The 19,908-nt window shown below is 73.6% G+C and carries 19 protein-coding genes and 1 pseudogene; 10 read left to right on the top strand and 10 right to left on the bottom strand.

Features of this window, described 5'->3' with window-relative positions:
* Nucleotides 1–66: 66 nt before the first annotated feature.
* Nucleotides 67–747, bottom strand: coding sequence for a maleylpyruvate isomerase N-terminal domain-containing protein (locus tag AB0399_RS19220; protein ID WP_366412117.1), 681 nt, complete (start codon nucleotides 745–747; stop codon nucleotides 67–69).
* Between the two features lie 89 nt (nucleotides 748–836).
* On the opposite strand from AB0399_RS19220, the gene AB0399_RS19215 reads away from it, so the two are divergent.
* Nucleotides 837–1,514, top strand: a complete 678-nt coding sequence (locus AB0399_RS19215; protein WP_366412116.1) for an MBL fold metallo-hydrolase — start codon at nucleotides 837–839, stop codon at nucleotides 1,512–1,514.
* 53 nt (nucleotides 1,515–1,567) lie between these two features.
* On the opposite strand, the gene AB0399_RS19210 is transcribed toward AB0399_RS19215, so the two are convergent.
* On the bottom strand, nucleotides 1,568–2,449 hold the full coding sequence (locus tag AB0399_RS19210) for a response regulator (protein ID WP_329372045.1): 882 nt from the start codon (nucleotides 2,447–2,449) through the stop codon (nucleotides 1,568–1,570).
* Nucleotides 2,450–2,861: 412 nt separating this feature from the next.
* Here AB0399_RS19210 and AB0399_RS19205 point away from each other — a divergent pair, with 412 nt between their 5' ends.
* Nucleotides 2,862–4,493, top strand: a complete 1,632-nt coding sequence (locus tag AB0399_RS19205) for an ATP-binding protein (RefSeq protein ID WP_366412126.1) — start codon at nucleotides 2,862–2,864, stop codon at nucleotides 4,491–4,493.
* Nucleotides 4,490–5,749, top strand: coding sequence for a fused response regulator/phosphatase (locus tag AB0399_RS19200; RefSeq protein ID WP_366412115.1), 1,260 nt, complete (start codon nucleotides 4,490–4,492; stop codon nucleotides 5,747–5,749). Before AB0399_RS19205 ends, AB0399_RS19200 begins: the two co-directional genes overlap by 4 nt.
* Before the next feature lie 113 nt (nucleotides 5,750–5,862).
* Here the strand turns inward: AB0399_RS19200 and AB0399_RS19195 are convergent.
* Nucleotides 5,863–6,009, bottom strand: a pseudogene (locus AB0399_RS19195) (crosslink repair DNA glycosylase YcaQ family protein); the annotation flags it as partial.
* 316 nt (nucleotides 6,010–6,325) lie between these two features.
* Here AB0399_RS19195 and AB0399_RS19190 point away from each other — a divergent pair.
* Entirely contained in the window at nucleotides 6,326–7,453 is a 1,128-nt protein-coding gene (locus AB0399_RS19190) for a peptidoglycan bridge formation glycyltransferase FemA/FemB family protein (RefSeq protein ID WP_366412114.1), read from the top strand.
* Nucleotides 7,454–7,549: 96 nt separating this feature from the next.
* Here AB0399_RS19190 and AB0399_RS19185 read toward each other — a convergent pair whose 3' ends face one another.
* The 3 genes from AB0399_RS19185 to AB0399_RS19175 form a co-directional block, all read right to left on the bottom strand.
* Nucleotides 7,550–8,755, bottom strand: coding sequence for a sialidase family protein (locus AB0399_RS19185; RefSeq protein ID WP_366412113.1), 1,206 nt, complete (start codon nucleotides 8,753–8,755; stop codon nucleotides 7,550–7,552).
* A 204-nt stretch (nucleotides 8,756–8,959) separates the two neighbouring features.
* Entirely contained in the window at nucleotides 8,960–9,877 is a 918-nt protein-coding gene (locus AB0399_RS19180) for a dihydrodipicolinate synthase family protein (RefSeq protein ID WP_329372034.1), read from the bottom strand.
* Nucleotides 9,877–11,472 carry a sialate:H+ symport family MFS transporter gene (locus AB0399_RS19175; protein WP_366412112.1) on the bottom strand — a complete coding sequence of 532 codons (1,596 nt, stop codon included), beginning with the start codon at nucleotides 11,470–11,472 and terminating at the stop codon, nucleotides 9,877–9,879. Before AB0399_RS19175 ends, AB0399_RS19180 begins: the two co-directional genes overlap by 1 nt.
* A gap of 84 nt (nucleotides 11,473–11,556) precedes the next feature.
* On the opposite strand from AB0399_RS19175, the gene AB0399_RS19170 reads away from it, so the two are divergent.
* The 4 genes from AB0399_RS19170 (at nucleotide 11,557) to AB0399_RS19155 (ending at nucleotide 14,855) form a co-directional block, all read left to right on the top strand.
* Nucleotides 11,557–12,303: a FadR/GntR family transcriptional regulator gene (locus AB0399_RS19170; RefSeq protein ID WP_329372031.1), complete on the top strand. Its 747-nt coding sequence runs from the start codon at nucleotides 11,557–11,559 to the stop codon at nucleotides 12,301–12,303.
* A 57-nt stretch (nucleotides 12,304–12,360) separates the two neighbouring features.
* Nucleotides 12,361–12,996 carry a hypothetical protein gene (locus AB0399_RS19165; protein ID WP_329372030.1) on the top strand — a complete coding sequence of 212 codons (636 nt, stop codon included), beginning with the start codon at nucleotides 12,361–12,363 and terminating at the stop codon, nucleotides 12,994–12,996.
* A 143-nt stretch (nucleotides 12,997–13,139) separates the two neighbouring features.
* Nucleotides 13,140–14,309, top strand: a complete 1,170-nt coding sequence (locus AB0399_RS19160) for a substrate-binding domain-containing protein (protein WP_366412111.1) — start codon at nucleotides 13,140–13,142, stop codon at nucleotides 14,307–14,309.
* Between the two features lie 60 nt (nucleotides 14,310–14,369).
* Nucleotides 14,370–14,855, top strand: coding sequence for a GNAT family N-acetyltransferase (locus tag AB0399_RS19155; RefSeq protein ID WP_366412125.1), 486 nt, complete (start codon nucleotides 14,370–14,372; stop codon nucleotides 14,853–14,855).
* Here AB0399_RS19155 and AB0399_RS19150 read toward each other — a convergent pair.
* The 3 genes from AB0399_RS19150 to AB0399_RS19140 all read right to left on the bottom strand — a co-directional run bounded on the left by AB0399_RS19150 (nucleotide 14,834) and on the right by AB0399_RS19140 (nucleotide 17,000).
* On the bottom strand, nucleotides 14,834–15,715 hold the full coding sequence (locus AB0399_RS19150) for an acyl-CoA thioester hydrolase/BAAT C-terminal domain-containing protein (protein ID WP_366412110.1): 882 nt from the start codon (nucleotides 15,713–15,715) through the stop codon (nucleotides 14,834–14,836). The genes AB0399_RS19155 and AB0399_RS19150 overlap by 22 nt on opposite strands.
* 28 nt (nucleotides 15,716–15,743) lie before the next feature.
* On the bottom strand, nucleotides 15,744–16,310 hold the full coding sequence (locus tag AB0399_RS19145; RefSeq protein ID WP_366412109.1) for a sugar O-acetyltransferase: 567 nt from the start codon (nucleotides 16,308–16,310) through the stop codon (nucleotides 15,744–15,746).
* A gap of 69 nt (nucleotides 16,311–16,379) precedes the next feature.
* The gene (locus AB0399_RS19140; RefSeq protein ID WP_366412108.1) at nucleotides 16,380–17,000 is read right to left on the bottom strand and encodes a glyoxalase; all 621 of its coding nucleotides are present in this window, start codon (nucleotides 16,998–17,000) and stop codon (nucleotides 16,380–16,382) included.
* 176 nt (nucleotides 17,001–17,176) lie between these two features.
* Here AB0399_RS19140 and AB0399_RS19135 point away from each other — a divergent pair, with 176 nt between their 5' ends.
* Nucleotides 17,177–17,734: a MarR family transcriptional regulator gene (locus tag AB0399_RS19135; RefSeq protein ID WP_366412107.1), complete on the top strand. Its 558-nt coding sequence runs from the start codon at nucleotides 17,177–17,179 to the stop codon at nucleotides 17,732–17,734.
* Nucleotides 17,731–19,485: an MFS transporter gene (locus AB0399_RS19130; RefSeq protein ID WP_366412106.1), complete on the top strand. Its 1,755-nt coding sequence runs from the start codon at nucleotides 17,731–17,733 to the stop codon at nucleotides 19,483–19,485. Before AB0399_RS19135 ends, AB0399_RS19130 begins: the two co-directional genes overlap by 4 nt.
* A gap of 38 nt (nucleotides 19,486–19,523) precedes the next feature.
* Here the strand turns inward: AB0399_RS19130 and AB0399_RS19125 are convergent, their stop codons facing one another.
* A complete protein-coding gene (locus AB0399_RS19125; RefSeq protein WP_328461063.1) occupies nucleotides 19,524–19,901 on the bottom strand; it encodes a DUF427 domain-containing protein in 378 nt (125 codons plus the stop codon).
* Nucleotides 19,902–19,908 lie beyond the last annotated feature (7 nt).

The raw sequence follows: 19,908 nt of genomic DNA, 5'->3' as shown, positions 1-19,908 counted from the left end.
CGGCAACATTCTTTGTCAAGTTCCGCCGCGCGGAACCCCGACGCCCGGCACTGCGGGAGCGCCGCGTCAGCCGAAGAGGGGGAAGCGGTCCGCGTCCGGGCCGAGCAGGCGGCGCTCGGCCGGGGTGAGGGGGGTACGGCCGGTGGCGGCGCGGGCGTAGTGCGCGTCGGTCCACTCGACGGGCACCGGGCGGCCGAGCAGCCCGTCGAGGCTGGTGCGGGTGGTGGCCAGTCCGGCCGCCGAGGGCCCGGCAGCGCCGGGCAGGTCCGTGACGAGGTCGAGATGGTGGACGGTGGCCTCGATCGTCAGGGTGCGGACGAGGTCCGCGGCGGTCAGCGTGTGCCCCTGGGTGGCCACCAGCCCGCCGGGGTCGGCCGCCGCGGCCGCGTGCACGGCGGCGGCCGCCGTCTGCGCGTACAGCTCGCGCAGCTGGCCGAAGTCGAGGAACATGCTCGCGCTGACCCGCGCCCAGCGGCGGCCGTTCGCCGCGCCGGCGGTGCCCGGCTGCCAGCCCTGCCAGTACGTCACGGCGTCGCGGTCCGCGGGTCCGGGAGCCGGGGTGTGCAGGGCGACCAGGCCGCGCTGGGCGTCGGCGAGGCAGTGGAAGACCAGGTCGCGGACCGCCCAGCCGGTGCAGCCGGTCGGCTGCCACGACTCCCGCTCGCCGAGGTCCGCCAGCACCGCGGTGAACGCCCCGTACGCGGCGCGCAGCGCGTCCACCGCGGTCGTGTTCCGCTCGTCCGCCATCCGGCCAGCCTACGGGTCCGCACGGAGTTCCCGGTGAGCCGTCGGCGAACGGCGCCGCGCCCGCCGGAGCGGCCGTGCAGGCTGGACGCATGGATGTGATCGAGGTACTGCCGAGGCTGCGCATGCTCCGTTTCCCGGTGGGCGCGGCCTACTTGTGGCGCGACGACGACGGCGGGCTGACCCTGGTCGACGCCGGGACCGCGGACTGCGCGGAGGGGATCGGGGAGGTGCTGGACGGCGGGTTGCGGCGGATCGTGCTGACGCACTGGCACGAGGACCATACGGGTGCGGCCGCCGAACTGGCCGCCCGGCACGGCGCGGAGGTGGTGGCGCACCGTCTGGAGGCACCGGTGATCCGGGGGCGGGTGGCCGGATCACCGCCCGTGCTGGAGGAGTTCGAGGTGCCCATCCGGGCGGCCGTCCCGCCGCTGCCGCCGGCCCCGCCGTGCCGGGTGGACCGTGAGGTCGACGACGGCGACCTGCTGGACTTCGGCGGCGGGGCGGTGGTCGTGGCGGTGCCCGGGCACACGGACGGGTCGATCGCGCTCCATCTGCCCGGCCCCGGCGTGCTGTTCACCGGCGACGCGGTCGCCAACGCCGGCCGGACGATGCTGGGCGTCTTCAACACCGACCGCGCCCGGGCCGTCGCGTCACTGCACCGGCTCGCCGGACTGGACGCCGCCACCGCGGTCTTCGGGCACGGCGACCCGATCGCGCACGGCGCGGCGGCGGCCCTGCGGGCGGCGGCAGCAGCAGCGACGGAGTGACGGCGGGACGAGGGTCGGCGTTCCGCCCCCGCAGCCGCTCCCCGGCCTCGCGGCTACTCCTCCTCGCGGCTGGGGACGGTCGCGGTCTCCAGGAAGAACTCGTCGATGCGGCGCACCGCCTGGAGGAAGTCGTCCAGGTTGACCGGCTTGGTGACGTAGGCGTTGGCGTGCCGGCTGTAGGCGGCGGTGATGTCGTCGGGGGTGGAGGAGGTGGTCAGCACGACGACGGGGATCGGGCCGAGCTGCGGGTCGTCCTTGAGCACGCCGAGCAGCTCGCGTCCGTTCATCCGGGGCATGTTGAGGTCCAGGACGATCAGGTCGGGGCGCGGGTTGTCCGGCGAGCGGAGGTATTCCAGCGCGGTGATGCCGTCCGTGGCACGGGCGATGGAGCGGACCATGCCCTTGTCGTTCATGGCCTCCTCGATCAGCAGCGCGTCGGCGGCGTCGTCCTCGACGAGCAGGACGTGGTAGGAGCGGTTGGGCATGAGGGCGTTCACGAATGCGCTCCTGGAGGTCCGGGCGGGCAGGGGCCGGGTGGGTTGATCGGCGAGGAAGACCAGGCCGGGCCAGCGTCGGCGCGCGCCCTGGCGGGTGATGCCCCAGGCGCTGCCGAGTTCGGGGTAGCCGGCTCCCTGCCGGGCGGCGGCCGAAGCCGCTTGCGTGGCGCAGGAGTCGACGGCTCGTAGCAGATAGGACAGGGCGTGCAGCCGGGCCAGCGGTTCGACGGCCTGGCCTTCGGTGGTCTGGTGGTGGGCCGGGCCGCGCGGGGCGGCCCTGCCCGATCCGGTTCGGGTGTCGCCGAGGCGGCGTGTGCCCCGCCGGAGCGGTACGAACTCCTCCTCGGCGAGTCTGCGGGCGAGGTCCTCCACGGCGCGCTCTGCCAGCTCGGTGAGCCGGTCGTGTTCGGGTGGCAGGGAGGTTCGCTCGCTGGGCACTTGTGCACTCTATACGGGCGTGACCGTGATCGGACAACCCATGTTGTCCCACCAGTGTACTGTTGCCGCACTGCGACTGTTCGTGGTGCTAATTTTTTCGCTGACCGCCGCGCCCCGCGGCGGTCGACGTGTTCGACATGTTCGAGGAGCAGCCGTGGCCGGCGTTGTGCCGATACGCGACGACGGGCAGGATCGGTCGGTGCACACCGAGAGTTCGCCGCCGCAGCCGCAGCAGTCGGAGCCGGAGGCCGGGCCCGGCCCGACCGCCGCGACCGACCCGACCGCCGAGCCCGACCCGCCCGCCGAGCCCGGGACACCGGGCCCGGGACACCGGGCCCGCGTCCGCCGGCCGGTCCAGGACGGCTGGACCACCCGCCGGTGGCTGGTGGTCGGCACCTGCGCCGCGCTCACCGTGCTGCTGGTGCTCGCACTCGCCGGCGGCTGGGTCTTCGCCCGCTCCTCCCGCCTCACCGACAACCTGGCCAACTCCGACACGCCCGCCCTGGTGGCCGCGGCGCAGCTGGAGGACACGCTGATCAGCCAGGAGACCGGCGTACGCGGCTACGGCATCACCGGGCAGCGGTCGTTCCTCCAGCCCTACAGCACCGGTCTGACCGACCAGCGCGAACACACCGCGGTCCTGCGGACTCTGCTCGCGCACGACAAGGGGGCGAACGCCGACCTGGACACGCTGCTGGCCCGCACCGAGGTGTGGCAGTCCCGGATCGCCCGCCCGATCGCGGCGGCCGCACCGGGCGCCCCGGTGGCGCTGGCGACGCAGCGGGCCGAGGAGGGCAAGCAGGAATTCGACGCGGTACGGGCGGCCGCCGGCCGGCTGGAGCGGACGCTCGCCGAGCGGCACGACAAGGCCCGTGCGGACCTGCGGCGGGTGGACGCCGAGCGCGACTGGATCTTCGGCTTCATCGCGGCCGTCATCACCGTGCTCACCGCGCTGATCTTCGTCGGGCTGCGCCGTGGCGTGACCGGTCCGCTGGGCCGGCTCTCCGGTGACGTCAGGACGGTGGCCGACGGTGACTTCGGCCACCAGGTGGCGGCGACCGGCCCGGCCGACGTCCGCGCGCTGGCGGTGGACGTGGAGTCGATGCGCGTGCGCCTGGTGAAGGCGCTGGCGTTCAGCGACACGGTGCGCGGCCGGCTGGACGAGCAGGCGGCCGATCTTCGGCGCTCCAACGCGGAGTTGGAGCAGTTCGCGTATGTCGCCTCGCACGACCTCCAGGAGCCGCTGCGGAAGGTGGCGAGCTTCTGCCAGCTCCTCCAGCGCCGTTACGCCGACCAACTCGACGACCGCGCCGGGCAGTACATCGAGTTCGCGGTCGACGGCGCCAACCGGATGCAGACGCTCATCAACGACCTACTCGCGTTCTCCCGGGTGGGGCGGGTGCACGCCGAGTCCACCGCGGTGGACCTGGAGACGCTGTACACCAGGACCACGGACTCGCTGAGCCTCGCGGTCGAGGAGTCGGGCGCCGAGCTGACCCACGACCCGCTGCCGGTGGTCAGCGGCGACGCCACCCAACTGGGCATGCTGCTGCAGAACCTGCTCTCCAACGCGATCAAGTTCCGCGCCCCGGACCGCCCGCCGCGCATCCACCTGTCGGTGGCGCCGGACGGCGAGGAGCGGTGGGAGTTCGCGGTGACCGACAACGGGATCGGTATCGCGCCGGAGTTCGCCGAGCGGGTGTTCGTGATCTTCCAGCGGCTGCACACCCGCGACGCCTATCCCGGCAACGGCATCGGCCTGGCGCTGTGCAAGAAGATCGTCGACTTCCACGGCGGCGACGTCCGGATCGACGCCGACCACTCCCCCGGCACGCGGATCGTCTTCACGCTCCCGCGCCGCGCGGAACAACCGGCGCCGCAACCGGAAGCGGAGACGCAGGCGGCAGCGGAGACGCAGGCGGGTCCGGAGGCGCGGTCGGTGCGGGCCTCGCTGCCGGCGCAGTCGGAGCCGCAGCCGGAGTCGGAGCCGGAGTCGGAGTCGGACGGCGACAAGGACGCGGGAACGTCGGGAGCGGGGCTGTGACCGGTGACAACGCGGCCGTGGACGCCGCGTCCAGAGCACCGCAGTCCGCCGAGACGTACCGCGTGCTGCTCGTCGAGGACGATCCCGGGGACGCCCTGCTGGTCGAGGAGTACCTCTCCGACACCACGCTGAACGTACGGCTGCACTGGGCGCAGACCCTCGCCGACGCGATGGGGCGGATGGCGCAGGAGGCACCCGAGTGCATCCTGCTCGACCTGCACCTGCCGGACGCCTCCGGGATCGGCGCCGTACACCAGGCCCAGGCGGCCTGCCCGTCGTCGGCGATCATCGTGCTGACCGGACTCGCCGAGAGCCGGGCCGGCGCGGACGCGGTCGCCGCCGGGGCGCAGGACTACCTGGTGAAGGGCACGGTCACCGGCGAGCTGCTGGACCGCGCGATCCGGTACGCCGTGCACCGCAAGCACGCCGAGCAGACCACCGCGCGACTGCGGCTCAACGAGCAGCGCGCGCAGGAGAACCAGCGGCTGGAGCGGGGCCTGCTGCCGGTGCCGATGCGTACCGGGACCGCGGTGGCCACGGCGTCCTGCTACCTGCCGGGCCGCGAAGGCGCCCTGCTGGCCGGGGACTTCCTCGATGTGGTGGAGACCCCCGACGGGACCGTGCACGCGGTGATCGGCGACGTCAGCGGGCACGGCCCGGACGCGGCGGCGATCGGGGTGTGCCTGCGTATCGCATGGCGCACGCTGGTGCTGAGCGGGCACCGGGACGCGGACCTGCTCGGGGTGATCGAGCAGATCCTCGTCGCGGAACGGACCACGTCGTCGATGTTCGCGACGGTCGCGACGCTGTCGCTGACGCCCGCCACGGACGGCGCCGGCTGCCGGGTGGAGGTGACGCTCGCCGGACACGACGCGCCGCTGCTCATCGAGGCAGGCGGGGACGGGGACGGCGAGGCCGGTGCGGGCACGGCAGGCGCCCGACTCCCGCGCCGCACCAGCCAGATGGCCGCGCTCCCGGGCATCGCGCTCGGCCTGGTACCCGGTCTCGCGGACTGGCGGACCACCGAGTCGGAACTGCCCGGCAGCGGTTCCCTGCTGCTGTTCACCGACGGGCTCACCGAAGGCCATGTCGGCGCCGGCGGCGAACGCCTCGGCACCGAGGGCCTGGTGGCGTTGGTCGACGCCGCTCCCCCGCTCTCGGGCCGCCCGTTCGTCGACCATCTCGCCACCACCGCCCAGGAGATGGACGCGGGTCGGCACCTCGACGACATCGCGGTGCTGCTGCTCACCTGGTAGCGGAGGAGCGCGAACCTGACCCGCGGGCGCGCACCCGCACGCCCGCGGGCCCAGACCTTCACCACCGTGCGGCCGGGTCGGCCCCGCCGGCTCGCCCGCGGGGTGCCGCGCATGGCGGCGCGGCAGGCCGCGTAGTCCTCAGCGTGGACGGCGTGCAGGGTGATCCGCATCAGGCTCGCCTTGACGATCCGGCGGTCCGCGACCGCCGCGTCCAGGTCCTCTGGCGCGAAGTCCCGTACCCGGGTCCACAGACGGGACATACGGCGACGCGGCCGTCTGCGCCTGCACGGCGCAGATCCGGCGGACCGCTCCGGCCACGTCCATGTGCCGCCGTTCGAGCAGGAGTTGGCGGTCCGAGGTGACCAGGGTGAGCTGCCGCGCGGTGAGGCTCGTGCCGCCGCCGGCCTGGGGAACGGCGCCCTCCGCCCGGCCGGCGCACCGATCAACCGTTCGATTGCGTCCCGGCCGCCACCGGGCCGACCCGTCCTGGCCGTCGTACGCTGCGAGCACCGGCGCGACACGTTCACGCGCGGCCCTTCTTCGAGGCCGCGCAGGCGAAGGGCGGCTGACTTTCCGATGGCATCGACGACCTACACCGTTGCACCGATCAGCGCACGGCAGCACCTGGACTTCGTGGCGGAGCGGGGCACCGCGAGCCATATGCAGGTGCCGTCGTGGGGCGGGGTGAAGCCGGACTGGCGGGCGGAGAGCCTGGGGTGGAGCGACGACCAGGGGCGGCTGGTCGGGGTGGGCCTGGTGCTGTACCGGCCGCTGCCGAGAGTACGGCGGTCGCTGGCGTACCTGCCGGAGGGCCCGGTGATCGACTGGCACGCCGACGACCTGGACCGGTGGCTGGAGCCGCTGGTGGCGCACTGCAAGGCGCAGGGCGCGTTCGCGGTGCGGGTGGGCCCGCGGGTCGAGGCGCGGAGCTGGGACGCGGATGCGGTCAAGGCGGCGATCGCCGACCCCGGTGTCACCCGGTTGGGCGAGGCCGAGCCGACGTGGCAGGACCCGCGGGCGGGCGAGGTGCAGGCGCGGCTGCGGGCGGCGCGCTGGCGGCCGGCCCGGACCGGCGCGGACGGCTTCGGGGCGGGCCAGCCGCGGTTCGTGTGGCGGCTGCCGGTCGGGGGCCGGGCGCCGGAGGACATCCTGCGCGGCTTCAGCCAGCAGTGGCGGCGCAACGTGAAGAAGGCCGAGAACGCCGGCGTCAAGGTGGTCCGCGGTGACGCCTCCGACCTGCCGGAGTTCCACCGGCTCTACGTCGAGACCGCGCAGCGTGACGGCTTCGTGCCGCGCCCGCTGACCTACTTCGAACGGATGTGGAGTGCGCTGACGGCGGAGGACCCGGACCGGATGCGGCTGTACCTCGCCTCGCACGACGGCGACGTGCTGTCGGCGGCCACGATGCTGACGGTCGGCGGGCACGTCTGGTACTCCTACGGGGCCTCCACGGTCATGCGCCGCGAGGTGCAGCCGAACAACGCGATCCAGTGGCAGATGGTGCAGGACGCCTGCGAACTGGGCGCGTCGGTCTACGACTTCCGCGGCATCACGGACACCGTGGCGGAGTCCGACCCGCACCTGGGGCTGCTGCGCTTCAAGTCCGGTGCGGGCGGCGAGGCGTGCGAGAACATCGGCGAGTGGGACTTCCCGGTCAACCGGGTGCTGCACCGCGCGCTCGACGCCTACCTGTCACGGCGCTGAGGAGCGCGGGCCGGCCCGCGTACGGACGGAGCAGGTCCGCGATCGGATACGGTGCCGGCCCGCGTACGGATACGGGCGCGCGGGTCTCCTGCCCGGTCACGGCCGCAGCGCGCGCAACGGCAGCCGGGCGAAGGCGATCCGGTCGTACGCGGTGGCCGTGCCGGTCTCGTAGAGCAGGCCGACCTCGTCGGGGCCGGTCTGCACCAGGTCGCTGTAGCCGGCCGGGAGCCCGCTGAGGGTGTGGACGGATGTCCAGGTGCGGCCGCCGTCGGTGCTCGCGCGGACCGCCATGTCCGCGCGGGCGTCGGGGTCGGCGGGCCCGGCGAACAGCAGTGGCCCGGCGGCCGGTTGCAGCAGGCTGCCCTGCACGACCGGTCCGGCCAGACCCACTTGGGGCGCGTACGGCTCTTCCAGTCGCGCGCCGCCGTCACGGCTGCGGGCGTCGACCCGGACGCCGGGGGCGGTGCCGTTCTGGTCGCGGGCGTTGAAGTACACGGTGCCGTCGGGAAGTTGGGCGACCGCGGTCTCGTTGGCGTTGACCACGCCGTCCGGGGTGTCGTCCACGAAGCCGATCCGCCAGGTGGTGCCGCCGTCGTCGCTCAGCAGGCAGTGGCCGCCGTAGTACTTCGCCTCGGTGCCGACGTCGGTGGAGCCGGCCGGGGGCGCCGTCGAGTGGTTGGCGGGCGCCACCAGCCGGCCGCGGTACCGCCCGGTCTCCAGCGCGATCGCGTGGCCCGGGCCGGTGGCGTACCAGCGCCAGTCCGGGTGCTTCGTGGTCGCGGTGATCTCCCGCGGCGGGCTGAACGTCTGCCCGTCGTCCGTACTGTGCTGCACCCACACCCGGCGGCCGTCGGCCGCGGACGCCTGGCCGGACATGATCTCCGCCTCCGTCACTCCGGCACCGTTCGTGCAGGTCAGCAGCGTGATGTGGCCGGTGCGCGGGTCGACCACGGGGGCGGGGTTCCCATGCGTGTTCGTGCCGTCGCCGGCGACCACCGCCTGCGCGGCCCAGGTGCGGCCCCCGTCCGCCGACCGCTTCGCCACGACCACGGTCGTCGCGCTGTCCGAACTGCCGCTTCTGGCCTCGGCGAACGCCACGAGGGTGCCCCGCGCGGTGCGGACCACGGCCGGGATGCGGTACACGGCGTAGCCGTCGGCGCCCGAGGTGAACACGGTCGTCTCCGGCGCCGGTGTGGTCGCGCCGCCTTCCGAGGCGGCCACCGCCTTCGTGGACACTCCGGCCAGGCTGAGCGCTCCCGCGGCGAGCGGCAACACGATGAGTCTGCGACGGCTGAACGGCATGCTGACGGCCTCCTGTTGTACGTGGCACTGACGTGATGACGTTTCCCTGCGCCCCGGTGGCCGGTTTGCCGGTCACCCCGCGGGAGAACGGCCACCCTCAAAGGAGCGCGGGGAACTGCGCGACAAGCCGCAGCGCACCGCAAGGTGACCGAACCACCGCGAGGGACACTCACCGAGGCGGAGTCGTGCGAGCGGGCGGTCCCGTTACCGGACGGCCCCCAAGCCCGCAGCGGCGAGGTGGGCTGTGATCGCGGCGAGCTCGTCCGGGGTGAGGGGGAGCAAGGGCGCCTGGGTGCGGCCGGACCGGATGACGCCGCGGGAGGCGAGCGCCGCCTTGAAGGCGCCGAGCGCCGCGGACATCCGCCCGATCCTCCCTTGGTCGGGAATCCCGATGATGCCGAACAGCTCGGTGAGCCGCCGCTGTTCGGCCCGCGCGGCGGCATGGTCGCCGCGCCGGGCCGCTTCGTACAGCCGCACGTATCCGTGCGGATCGACGTTGCCGAGCCCGGGCACGATCCCGTCCGCGCCGCGCGCCATCGCGAGGTCGGCGAGCGTCTCGGAGCCGGTCAGGCAGCCCGCGCCGCTGCCGGCGGTGCCGTCCAGCACCCGCTGGAAGCCTTCGAGGTCGCCGGAGGAGTCCTTGACGGCCGCGATCACCTTGTCCTGCGCGAGGCTCACCAGCAGCGCGGAGGGCAGCTTGAAGCCGGTGTTGGCGGGGATGTCGTACGCGACCAGCGGCAAGTCGAGGGCCGCGTGCAGGAGTTCGTAGTGGGCACGCACCTCGGGCTCGGCGACGCCGACGTAGAAGGGCGCGGTGACCACCACCGCGTCGGCGCCGATCGCCTTGGCGCGCCGGGCGTGGTCCAGCACCCGCAGGGTCCCGGTGTCGATCGCGCCGGCCAGCACGGGAACCTGCCCGGCGGCGGTGGCGACCACCGTACGCAGGGCGATGTCCCGTGCGGTGTCGGTCAGTTGGGCGATCTCCCCGGTGGAGCCGCCGACGAACAGGCCGTGCACGCCGGCGTCGAGCTGGAACGCGGTGAGGCGTTCCAGCGACGCGGTGTCCACCTCCCCGTCGTCGGTCAGCGGGGTGCACAGGGGAGGGACGACTCCGTGGAACATCAGGTCCTCTTCGCGGTGTTGGGTTGGGCCGGTGCGGCGGGCGCGCCGGATTGGTGCCCCGGGCCCGGGCCCGCGCCCGTACCGGGGCCGGATGCGGGACCCACGTCGGATGCGGCGCCCGGGTCCTGACCCGCGGCCGGGTTCGGCGCGAACACCCCCTCCTGCTGCCCCTCACGCGGCGGCAGCCCGGCGCGTTCGGCACGGCGGTCGGCGGCGCGCTGGACGCGGACCGGCACGTTGAATCCGACCAGCAGGACGACCAGGGCGGTGAGCGCCACGCCGAGCACGGCGATGGAGGTGCCGAGGCTGAGCGGCTTCGCGAGTTTGGCGCCGAGGACGGGGGCGGCGGCGCCGCCGAGCGCGCCGACGTTGTAGCTGAAGCCGAGCGCGGCGGCCCGCATGTCCAGCGGGTAATGGTCGCTGACGTACTTCGGCAGCACCCCGGAACCGCCCGAGCCGGTGCCGACCAGCATGAACAGCAGCACCCACATCCACACGGTGTGGCCGGAGCCGAGCGCGAAGACGGGCACGACGAAGACGAGCGAGGCGGTCAGCATCCCGGTGTACGCGATCCGGGTGCCGAACCGGTCGCCGAGGTAACCGCTGAGCACGCAGCCGACCGCGTAGCCGCAACCGGCGTACAGCAGCGCGTTGGACACCTGGTCCGGGCTGTAGTGCAGCGAGGTCTTGAGGTAGGTCGGCAGCAGCGCCTGGAGCGGCCAGGAGTACAGGAACGCGCAGAACACGGTGACCATCAGCGCGACCACCACCGGCCACAGGCGTCCGGCGAACTGGACGGTCAGCGCGACGAAGCAGGCGGTGATCACAGCGACCAGCGCGAGGGTGACCGGCATGTTCTGGCCGCGCAGCACCACCACGAGGGCGACGGCGACGGCGAGGCACAGCACCACGTTGACCAGCCGTCTGCGGCCGCCGGAGAACAGGACGGCGGTGGCGCTGACCGGGCGCCGGCCGGAGTCGGCGGCCTCCTTCCACTCGGTGGCCTCCGGGAGCCTGCGGCGCAGGTAGATCGCGAGGACGACGGGCAGCACGCCGATCCAGAACAGCACCCGCCAGCTGCTGTGCGGCACGACCCACGCGTAGACCTTGGCGGCGAGCACACCGCCGAGCGGGTAGCCGGACAGGATCATGCCGCTGGCGGTGTTGCGGAGCTTCTTCGGCCAGCTCTCGATGAGGTAGGTGACGCTGGTGCCGTACTCGCCGGCCATGCCGAGGCCGACGACCATGCGGAACGCGAACAGCGACCAGTAGCCCCAGGAGAAGCCGCAGAGCACCGAGCCCACGGCGTACAGGGCGATGCTGAGCACCATCGCCGGGCGGCGGCCGAAGCGGTCGCCCAGCGCGCCGATGGCCAGGCCGCCGAACCAGCGGGAGACGAAGGCCGCGGACACCAGGGTCGCGGCCGTGACCGTGGAGAGGTGGAAGTCGTGCGAGATCTCGGTGAGGACCAGCGTGATGAGGACGAAGTCGAAGCCGTCCATCGCGTAGCCCAGCCAGGCCGCGGAGAACGCCTTCCAGTCCTGACGGGACAGTTCCGCACGCCAACGCAGCGGTGGTGCTTGTGAGTAGCTCATGCGGCTCGCATCCTCGGGAGCGGGTGAACGGTGAGGTTGGACGTGGGACGTCCGACGTCCTACGGTCCAGGTAACCTAGGCGCCATGGCAGCGCAGCGCAAGCCCCCCGTACCGGAGATCTCGCCGCCGGCCCGAGGCCGGCGACCCACCGTGCAGGACCAGATCACCGACCTGATCGTCGAACTGGACCTCGACCCGGGCGACCCGCTGCCCGCCGAGCCGGAGCTGATGCGCACCCTCGGGGTCAGCCGGAACTCCGTGCGCGAGGCGCTCAAGGGCCTCCAGGCGCTCGGCATCGTCGACATCCGGCACGGCTACGGCACGTACGTCGGCACCGCGCAGGTGCTGTCCATGGCGCCCGGGCTGCTCTTCCACTCCCGGCTCGCGGTGCGCCGCGAGAACCCCGGCGCGCTGCGCGACATCGTGGAGGTCCGCGCGATGCTGGAGAGCGGGCTGATCAGGCGCTCGGCCCTGGAGCTGACCGCCGCCGATCTCGACCGCCTCCAGGCCGAGTTGGACGCGCTGGCCGCCGACGGGGCGCCCGGCCGCGCCGACCACGACCGGCGCTTCCACGAACTGCTCTACGAGCCCCTCGGCAACACGCTCGCGCTCCAGCTCATCGCGCTGTTCTGGGGGGTGTACCGGCAGCTCGAACACGAGGTCGGCAAGCCGCGCACGGACCACGACCAGGTCGTCCGCCAGCACCGCAGGGTCCTGGACGCGCTGCGCTCCCGCGACCCGGGCGCCGCCGCGGACGCCATCGCCGAGCACTTCGCCGACGTCACCGCCCGCACCGACCGCTGGGCGGCGGAGCCGGCCCGACCGGCGTGACAGCCGTGCCGCCGCGGCCGCCGGGTGACTGTCGGTGGTGCGTCGTAGGGTCGGTACATGGGTGATCACGGAGCGTACGAACCCGACGGCGACGGTCCGCGGTGCGCGTGGTGCGCCGCGTCGCCCGGCGTGTGGGTGCACCGGTTGGACCCGGACCGCTCCCGGCACCGGGTGTACGGCAAGGAGCACATCTGGGCGCAGGAGCTGGCGCTGTGCGAGCGGTGCGAGGAGCTGTTCCTCGCGGGTGCGGACGAGGCGCTGGTCGCGGCCCACGAACGGACCTGGCAGCGCACGGCCCAGGATGTCGACGAAGGGGTCCGCGCACCCCTGGCCGCGCTGCGCCGGGCCGACCTCGGCGACCCCGTCCACCGCTCGCGCTGGCTGCCGCCCGGCGCCGCCGAACTCATCGCCCAGGGCTTCGCCCCCGCGGAGGAGCTGACCGGCAGCCCGACGGTGCCGCAGGCGTGGCCGGCCGCCCACCGCCGCACCCTCCCCGACACCCGCCCGGACCGGCTCACCGACCCTTACGTGCTGCTCCGCTCCCCCTGGCCCGGCACCCCGGTCCGCGACGTCCTCACGCTGCTCTGGCAGTGGCTCGAACCCCAGCACTACCCTGACGGCGACGCCGGCGCCTGGGAGCGCGACCGCATCCATACGTACCTCAGCCAGGCCGGCCCTCCCCCCTCCCCGTAGCCCCGGACGACCAGGGTCACGACACGGGCCCAGGGGACGCCCGGTGCGCCGCCGCGTGTAACGCGTTGAAACGCCGCCGTGGGCCTGGTGGGCTGATACGGGACGGCGTTAGGCTGCGCGGGTGAAACGGGAGGGTGTAACGCGTGGCTAGCGCGAGCGGGGGCAAGGCGACGGTCCGGGCGATCGCCGCCGAGGCGGGCGTGTCGATCGCGACGGTCTCGCGGGTGATGAACGGACATGTACGGGTCGCGCCCGACACCGAGAGCCGGGTGCGGCGGGCGGTGGCCCGGCTGGGCGCGCAGGCCCCGGCCCGGCGCGGCAGCGCTACCGGCGCGATCTACGTCCGCTGCCCGTACGTCCTGACCGACTACTTCGGGGTGATCGTCTCCTCGGTCGCCGAGACGCTGGACCTACACGGGCGCCGCCTGGTGCTCAGCGCGGGAGACGCGGCGCGGACCGCCCAGGTCCTGCCCGGGCTGCCGGACGACCCGGGCATCGCCGGCGCGATACTGATCGTGCCGCCCGAGCCCGAACGCGAGTTGGAGGCGCTGCGCGCGAAGGACTTCCCGTTCGTGGTGATCGACCCGCGCACCCCGCTGCCCCGGGACATCGCGTCGGTGTCGGCGGCGAACCTCACCGCCGCCCGCAGCGTCTCCGCGCACCTGGTGGAGTTGGGGCACCGCAGGATCGGGGTGATCGGCGGGCCGGGCGACTGGCTGGCGGGCAAGTCCCGTCTCGCCGGGCACACTTCGGCGCTCGCGGACGCGGGCGTGCTGCCTGCCCCCGAGCTGATCCGCTCCATCGAGCCCACCGCCGACTGGGGTTACGCCGCCGCCTGCGAACTCCTCGACCTTCCCGAACGCCCCACCGCCCTGGTCGCGTTCAACGACAAGGCCGCCGTCGGCGCGCTGCGGGCGGCATACGAGCGGGGTCTGCGGGTGCCGGAGGACCTGTCGATCACCGGCTTCGACGACATCGATCTGAGCCGCAGCACCGTGCCGCGCCTGACCACCGTCCGCCAACCCCTGGAGGAGATGGGGCGGATGGCGGTCTCCCTGCTGATGCGGCTGCTGGAGCAGCACACGGTGGACACGCTGCATGTGGAGCTGGCCACCCAGCTCGTCCTGCGCGGCTCCACCGGGCCGGCGCCCGGAAGCCCGGGAGGTCCCCGAAGCCCCGGAGACACGGGCGGAACGGGCGGCACGGGCAGCACCGACAGCGCGGGCAACGCGGACAGCACCGGCAGCGCGGGCAGCACCGACAGCGCGGCCGGCACCGAGCACCCGAACGCCCCGGACAGCCCGGCGCGTTGAGACGAGAGGAGGCCGGGGGCCGGCCGGACACGGCGCCGCACCCCCCATCCACCCATGCCCATCCCACGACTCCAGTTGCTCCGCCCCCACCACGCCCCCGCGGTGCTCGCCTTCGAGCGGGAGAACCGCGCGTACTTCGCGGCATCGGTGCCCGACCGGGGGGACGCGTTCTTCGCCGAGTTCGACGCGCGGTTCGCGCAACTGCTCGCCTACCAGGCCGCCGGGACCGACTACCCGCACGTGCTGGTGACCGCGGACGGCGAGGTGGTCGGCCGGGTGAACCTGATCGAGGTGGACGCCGACGGCTCGGCGGAGCTGGGCTACCGGATCGCGCAGAAGGCCGCCGGGCAGGGCCTGGCCACCGCGGCGGTGCGCGAGGTACGCGACCTCGCCGCCACCTCCTACGGACTCGTCACACTGCGCGCCCGGGTCACCCACGACAACCCGGCCTCGCGCGCCGTCCTCGAACACAACGGCTTCGTCCCCGTCGCCGCCCTGTCCCTCAACGGCAAACCGGCCACGTCCTACCGCTGCGCCCTGGAGTGACCCGGGCGCGGGCCGTGGAGGGCGTCGAGGATGTGCGGCCAGGCGGCAGCGCCCAGCAGCGCGTCGGCCTGCGGGGTGCCGCCGTAGGCGAAGTGCGGGGAGGGCCGGGCCGGGAGCTCGCCCGGGAAGACCGGGCGATGGCCCGCGTCCGGCCGGGCGACCAGGCGCACCGTGGCGCCTGCCGCGCGGCGCCGCACGGCCAGCCGTTCCGCGAAGGGCAGGGAGGGCCACATCGCGTCGTCCCCACCGGCCACGAGCAGCACGTCGGCCCGGGCGCGCTCCACCGGGATGTCGGCCGCCGGGAGCAGGTGCGGATACGTACGCTCGCTGAGCTCGTACCAGCCCCTGACCGCGACGGGTCCTGAACTCCCTTCGGGGGGAGCCCAGTTGTCGTCCATCGGGACGAAGGGCAGCGGGCGCCCCCGCCACGTCCAGGACGAGCGGTACGGCTGCTGCCGGCCGTCGGCGCCGGGGCCGACGTTGCACCAGACCCGCGAGGTGGGCGACAGCGCGACGACCACGTCCACCTGGGGCTCGTACACCGCGGTCAGCAGGGCCGCTTCGGCGCCCTTGGACAGGCCCAGGACGCCGACGCGCCGCGCGCCGCCGGCCCGGAGCAGGCCGACGGCCGCGGTGAACGTCTCCAGCGGGATCTCGCAGATCCCCGGTGGCTGCCCCGGGCCGCCGAACCAGCGCGGCGCCAGCGCCCGCACGCCCTGCCGGGCCAGCACCCGCGCCCGCTCCCGCTCGACGCGCCCGCTGGAACCGCCCAGCACCACGACGCCGACGTCGCTGCCTCCGCGCGGGCCGACCAGCACCCCTTCGTACGGGTCGGTCAGCTCCTGCTCCTCGACGTCCATCAGCGGGCGCCCTCGGCGCGGCTCCGGCTCACGCCTCGACGGTGCCGGCCAGGCGGCGGATGACGCGGGCCGGGCTGCCGACCGCGAGGACGCCGGAGGGGAGGTCCTTGGTGACGACCGAGCCGGCGCCCACCACGGTGTCGGCGCCGATGGTGACGCCCGGGCAGACGATCACCCCGCCGCCGAGCCAGACGTTGTCGCCGATGGTGATCGGCAGGGCCTTCTCCCATCCGGCGCGGCGCCGCTCGGTGTCCAACTCGTGGGTGGGGGTGAGTAGTTGGACGTTGGGGCCGATCTGCACGTCGGCGCCGACGGTGATCGGGGCCGCGTCGAGGAAGACCGCGTTGAAGTTGACGAAGGTACGCGCGCCGATGCTGATGTAGCTGCCGTAGTCGCACTGGAACGGCGGCCGGATGCCCACCCCTTCGCCGACGGAGCCGAGCATCTCGCGCAGCGCCGCCTGCCGCCGCTCGGGGTCGGTCGCCGTGTTGAACACCCGGCACAGCTCCTCGCGCCGCCGGGAGTCCGCGCCCAGTTCCTCGTCGTCGGCGATGTACCACTCGCCGGCCAGCATCAGCTTCTTGTTCTCACCCATGGGTCCCAGTCTGCCCTCCCCCGTCCCGTGCGCTCCAGGGGTTTGGGGCCTCGATGCCCGGCCGCCGCCTCAGCGCGAGGCGGCCTGCTCCCAGACGAAGCCGTCGGGGTCGGTGAAGGCGCCGCGGTCACCGCCCACGACGGCGAGGCGGTGCGATCCGGTGCCGTCGGGGGCGACGCCGGCGTCCTTGGCGAGGGCGCCCCGGCCGTACAGCGCCAGCTTGACCGGGCTCGACGGCGCCGCGAACTCGACGTACTTGCGGCCGAAGCTCTTGCCGACGGTCAGGCCGTGCTCGACGTAGAACTCCTTGGTCGCCTTCACGTCCTCGACGCCGAGCAGGAGCACGACCTGGTCGACGTCCCGGGTGGCCGGGCCCTTGTCCCTCTTCTCCGAGGTCGCGATCTTCCACAGCGTCCCGTCGGGGGCCCGGACGACGCCGCCATAGCCCCAGAACGACTTGGCGGCCGGCTTCACCGCCGTGCCGCCGGCGCCGACCGCGGCATCGACGAAGCCGTCGACGGTGGCCGGCCGCGCCACCGTGAGCGACAGCGTGAACCCCCGGAAGCCGGTCGTGGGGGCTTCGGCGGCCCTGACGCGGATGCGGTCGCCCAGGCCGAAGGCGGTGGCGTAGAAGTTCTCGGCGGCGGCGGGGTCCTCCGCCTCGATGATCACGGATTCGATGGAAGTCATGATGCGAAGTTATCCGCGGCCCGCCGACCCCCGCTTCTCGATTCCTGACCGGTCTGCTCCATTCGGCTCCCTTGCGTTCGGCGCCGGCCGGCCGGCTTCCTTCCGGTCGCGCCCGGACCGGATCGGTGGCCGATGGGGATATTCATCAATCAGGCTTATCAGTTACCCTTACTTTCGTGACCGAGGAACCGAACTCCCATGACACGGCCGCCGCCCTGCTGGACGGACTCGGCCTGCTGCTGCGGCGGATGCGCCAGATACGGATGGGCCCGGGCGAGCCCAGCGGCCCCGAGCGCACCGCCCTGGCGCGGCTGGACCGCGGCGGACCGGCGACCTCCGCGGAACTCGCCCGGCGGGAGCAGATCTCGCCGCAGTCCATGGGCGCGACCCTCGCGGCGCTCCAGGCCCGCGGCCTGGTCGAGGTGACGGCCGACCCGCAGGACGGGCGGCGCAAGGTGCTCTCCGTCAGCGAGGACGGGATGCAGGTGCTGCGCGACAAGCGCAGCGCGCGCACGGAGCTGGTCGCGGGCGTCCTCGACGCGCGGTTCGACCGCACCGAGCTGGCCCAACTCGCCACGACTGCACCGCTGTTGCTCCGGCTGGCCGAGCATGTCATACCGCCCGACGCGGACCCGCCAGGCGACGCGGACACCGGCTCCGCCACCCCCACCGGCCCCGGCTCCGGCACCTCCACCGACTCCGCCAGCTCCGCCACCCACGGGACGGACCGATGAGCGCCGCCGCGCCCGCGCCCGGGGCCAAACCGGCGGGCGACCGCTACAAGTGGGCGGCGCTCACCAACACCACCGCCGCCGTCTTCATGTCCTCCCTCGACGGCTCGATCGTCCTCATCGCGCTGCCCGCGATCTTCAACGGCATCCACCTGGACCCGCTGGCCCCCGGCAACATCGCCTACCTGCTGTGGATGATCATGGGCTACCGCCTGGTGCAGGCGGTCCTGGTCGTCACCGTCGGCCGGCTCGGCGACATGTACGGGCGGGTACGGATCTACAACGCGGGCTTCACGCTCTTCACCTTCGCCTCCGTGCTGCTGTCCTTCGACCCGTTCGACGCCGAGCACGGCGCGATGTGGCTGATCGGCTGGCGGCTGCTGCAGGCCGCCGGCGGCTCGATGCTCACCGCGAACTCCGCGGCGATCCTCACCGACGCGTTCCCGCGCGAGCAGCGCGGCTTCGCACTGGGCATCAACCAGGTCGCCGGACTGGCCGGGATGTTCATCGGGCTGGTGGCCGGCGGGCTGCTCGCGACGTGGGACTGGCGCGCGGTGTTCTGGGTGAACGTACCCGTCGGTGTCTTCGGCACCCTGTGGGCGCGGCGCAGGCTGCGCGAGACCGCCGGGCGCGGCGGCGGACGGATCGACTGGTGGGGCAACGTCACCTTCGCGGTGGGCCTGAGCGCGGTGCTGGTCGGCGTCACCTACGGCCTCCAGCCCTACCGCGGTCACACCATGGGCTGGGCGAACCCGATGGTGCTGGCCCTGATCATCGGCGGGGTGATGCTGCTGGCGGCCTTCGTACTGGTCGAGAGCCGGGTCGCGTCCCCGATGATCCAGCTCAGCCTGTTCCGGCTGCGCGCGTTCACCGCGGGCAACCTCGCCGGGCTGGCCATCTCCATCGGCCGCGGCGGCATGCAGTTCGTGCTGATCATCTGGTTGCAGGGCATCTGGCTGCCGCTGCACGGCTACGACTACTCCCGCACACCGCTGTGGGCCGGCATCTTCATGCTGCCGCTGACCGCGGGCTTCCTGCTCGCGGGGCCGGTGTCGGGGTACCTGTCGGACCGGTTCGGCTCACGCGGGCTCGCCACGTCCGGCGCGCTGCTGTTCGGGGCGAGCTTCCTCGGGCTGATGTGCCTGCCGATCGACTTCGACTACTGGGTGTTCGCGCTGCTGATCGCGCTCAACGGGATCGCGAGCGGGATGTTCGGCTCGCCGAACTCCTCCTCGATCATGGGCAGCGTGCCCGCGCACCTGCGCGGCGTCGCCTCCGGTATGCGCGCGACCTTCCAGAACTCCGGCACCGCCGTGTCGATCGGGGTGTTCTTCTCCCTGATGATCGCGGGCCTGGCCGGCAACCTGCCGCACACCCTGACCGCCCACCTCCAGCAGAACGGGGTGCCGCACGCCGCCGCCGCGCAGGCCGGCTCGCTGCCGCCGGTCGCGTCGCTGTTCGCCGCCCAGTTGGGGGTGAACCCGGTCGCCCACCTGCTCGGCCCGAGCGGGGTGCTCCCGAAGCTCACCCCGGAGCAGCGGCACGCCCTGACCGGCCGCGAGTTCTTCCCGCATCTGATCTCCGGGCCGTTCCACTCCGGCCTGACGATCGTCTTCCTCTTCGGCGCGGCTCTGGCCGTGCTGGCCGCGGTCGCCTCCCTGCTGCGCGGTGGCCGCGACGAGCCCGGCACCGGGCAGCAGGGAGACCAGGGGACGTCGACCGCCGAGGGCACGGCCTCCGCCCGGGCGTCCTGACCGCGCTCGGGCGTGAGCCGGCTCCGGAGCGAGCCGGCTCAGGCGTCCTGAAGCTGCTCGACCTCGACGTGCTTCGGGTAGAACGCCACGTGCCCGGCGATCGCGCCGACCGCGTCGTACGGCTCGCGGTAGGTCCACACGGCGTCGGCGATCGTGTCGTCACCGGTGACCAGCGAGTAGTAGGACGCGTCGCCCTTGTACGGGCAGTACGTGCTGCTGTCGGTGGGGGTCAGCGCGTCGGCTGCCACGTCGGCGAGCGGGATGTACTGGACGGCGGGGTAGTCGGCCTCCTGAAGGGTGAGGGCGCGGGTGGTGTCGGCGACGACCTTGCCGCCGGCGCGCACCACGACGCGGGCGGCCGTCGGCTCGACGGTGATGGGGTGGTCGGGGCCGGGCGTCTTGACGGGGCGTGCCATGAGGACT

The sequence above is a fragment of the Streptomyces sp. NPDC088194 genome, from assembly GCF_040702025.1.
GTDB lineage: Bacteria > Actinomycetota > Actinomycetes > Streptomycetales > Streptomycetaceae > Actinacidiphila.
The sequence above is the reverse complement of the archived record's forward strand: the minus strand, read 5'-3'. Positions and strand labels throughout refer to the sequence as shown.

Bases quoted from the DNA above. Each gene is read 5' to 3' on its own strand.
- AB0399_RS19190 (WP_366412114.1), top strand. From the start codon at position 6,326: ATGGCATCGACGACCTACACCGTTGCACCGATCAGCGCACGGCAGCAC.
- AB0399_RS19215 (WP_366412116.1), top strand. From the start codon at position 837: ATGGATGTGATCGAGGTACTGCCGAGGCTGCGCATGCTCCGTTTCCCG.
- AB0399_RS19130 (WP_366412106.1), top strand. From the start codon at position 17,731: ATGAGCGCCGCCGCGCCCGCGCCCGGGGCCAAACCGGCGGGCGACCGC.
- AB0399_RS19185 (WP_366412113.1), bottom strand. From the start codon at position 8,755: ATGCCGTTCAGCCGTCGCAGACTCATCGTGTTGCCGCTCGCCGCGGGA.
- AB0399_RS19145 (WP_366412109.1), bottom strand. From the start codon at position 16,310: ATGGGTGAGAACAAGAAGCTGATGCTGGCCGGCGAGTGGTACATCGCC.
- AB0399_RS19175 (WP_366412112.1), bottom strand. From the start codon at position 11,472: ATGAGCTACTCACAAGCACCACCGCTGCGTTGGCGTGCGGAACTGTCC.
- AB0399_RS19165 (WP_329372030.1), top strand. From the start codon at position 12,361: ATGGGTGATCACGGAGCGTACGAACCCGACGGCGACGGTCCGCGGTGC.
- AB0399_RS19140 (WP_366412108.1), bottom strand. From the start codon at position 17,000: ATGACTTCCATCGAATCCGTGATCATCGAGGCGGAGGACCCCGCCGCC.
- AB0399_RS19220 (WP_366412117.1), bottom strand. From the start codon at position 747: ATGGCGGACGAGCGGAACACGACCGCGGTGGACGCGCTGCGCGCCGCG.
- AB0399_RS19180 (WP_329372034.1), bottom strand. From the start codon at position 9,877: ATGTTCCACGGAGTCGTCCCTCCCCTGTGCACCCCGCTGACCGACGAC.
- AB0399_RS19125 (WP_328461063.1), bottom strand. From the start codon at position 19,901: ATGGCACGCCCCGTCAAGACGCCCGGCCCCGACCACCCCATCACCGTC.
- AB0399_RS19170 (WP_329372031.1), top strand. From the start codon at position 11,557: ATGGCAGCGCAGCGCAAGCCCCCCGTACCGGAGATCTCGCCGCCGGCC.
- AB0399_RS19150 (WP_366412110.1), bottom strand. From the start codon at position 15,715: ATGGACGTCGAGGAGCAGGAGCTGACCGACCCGTACGAAGGGGTGCTG.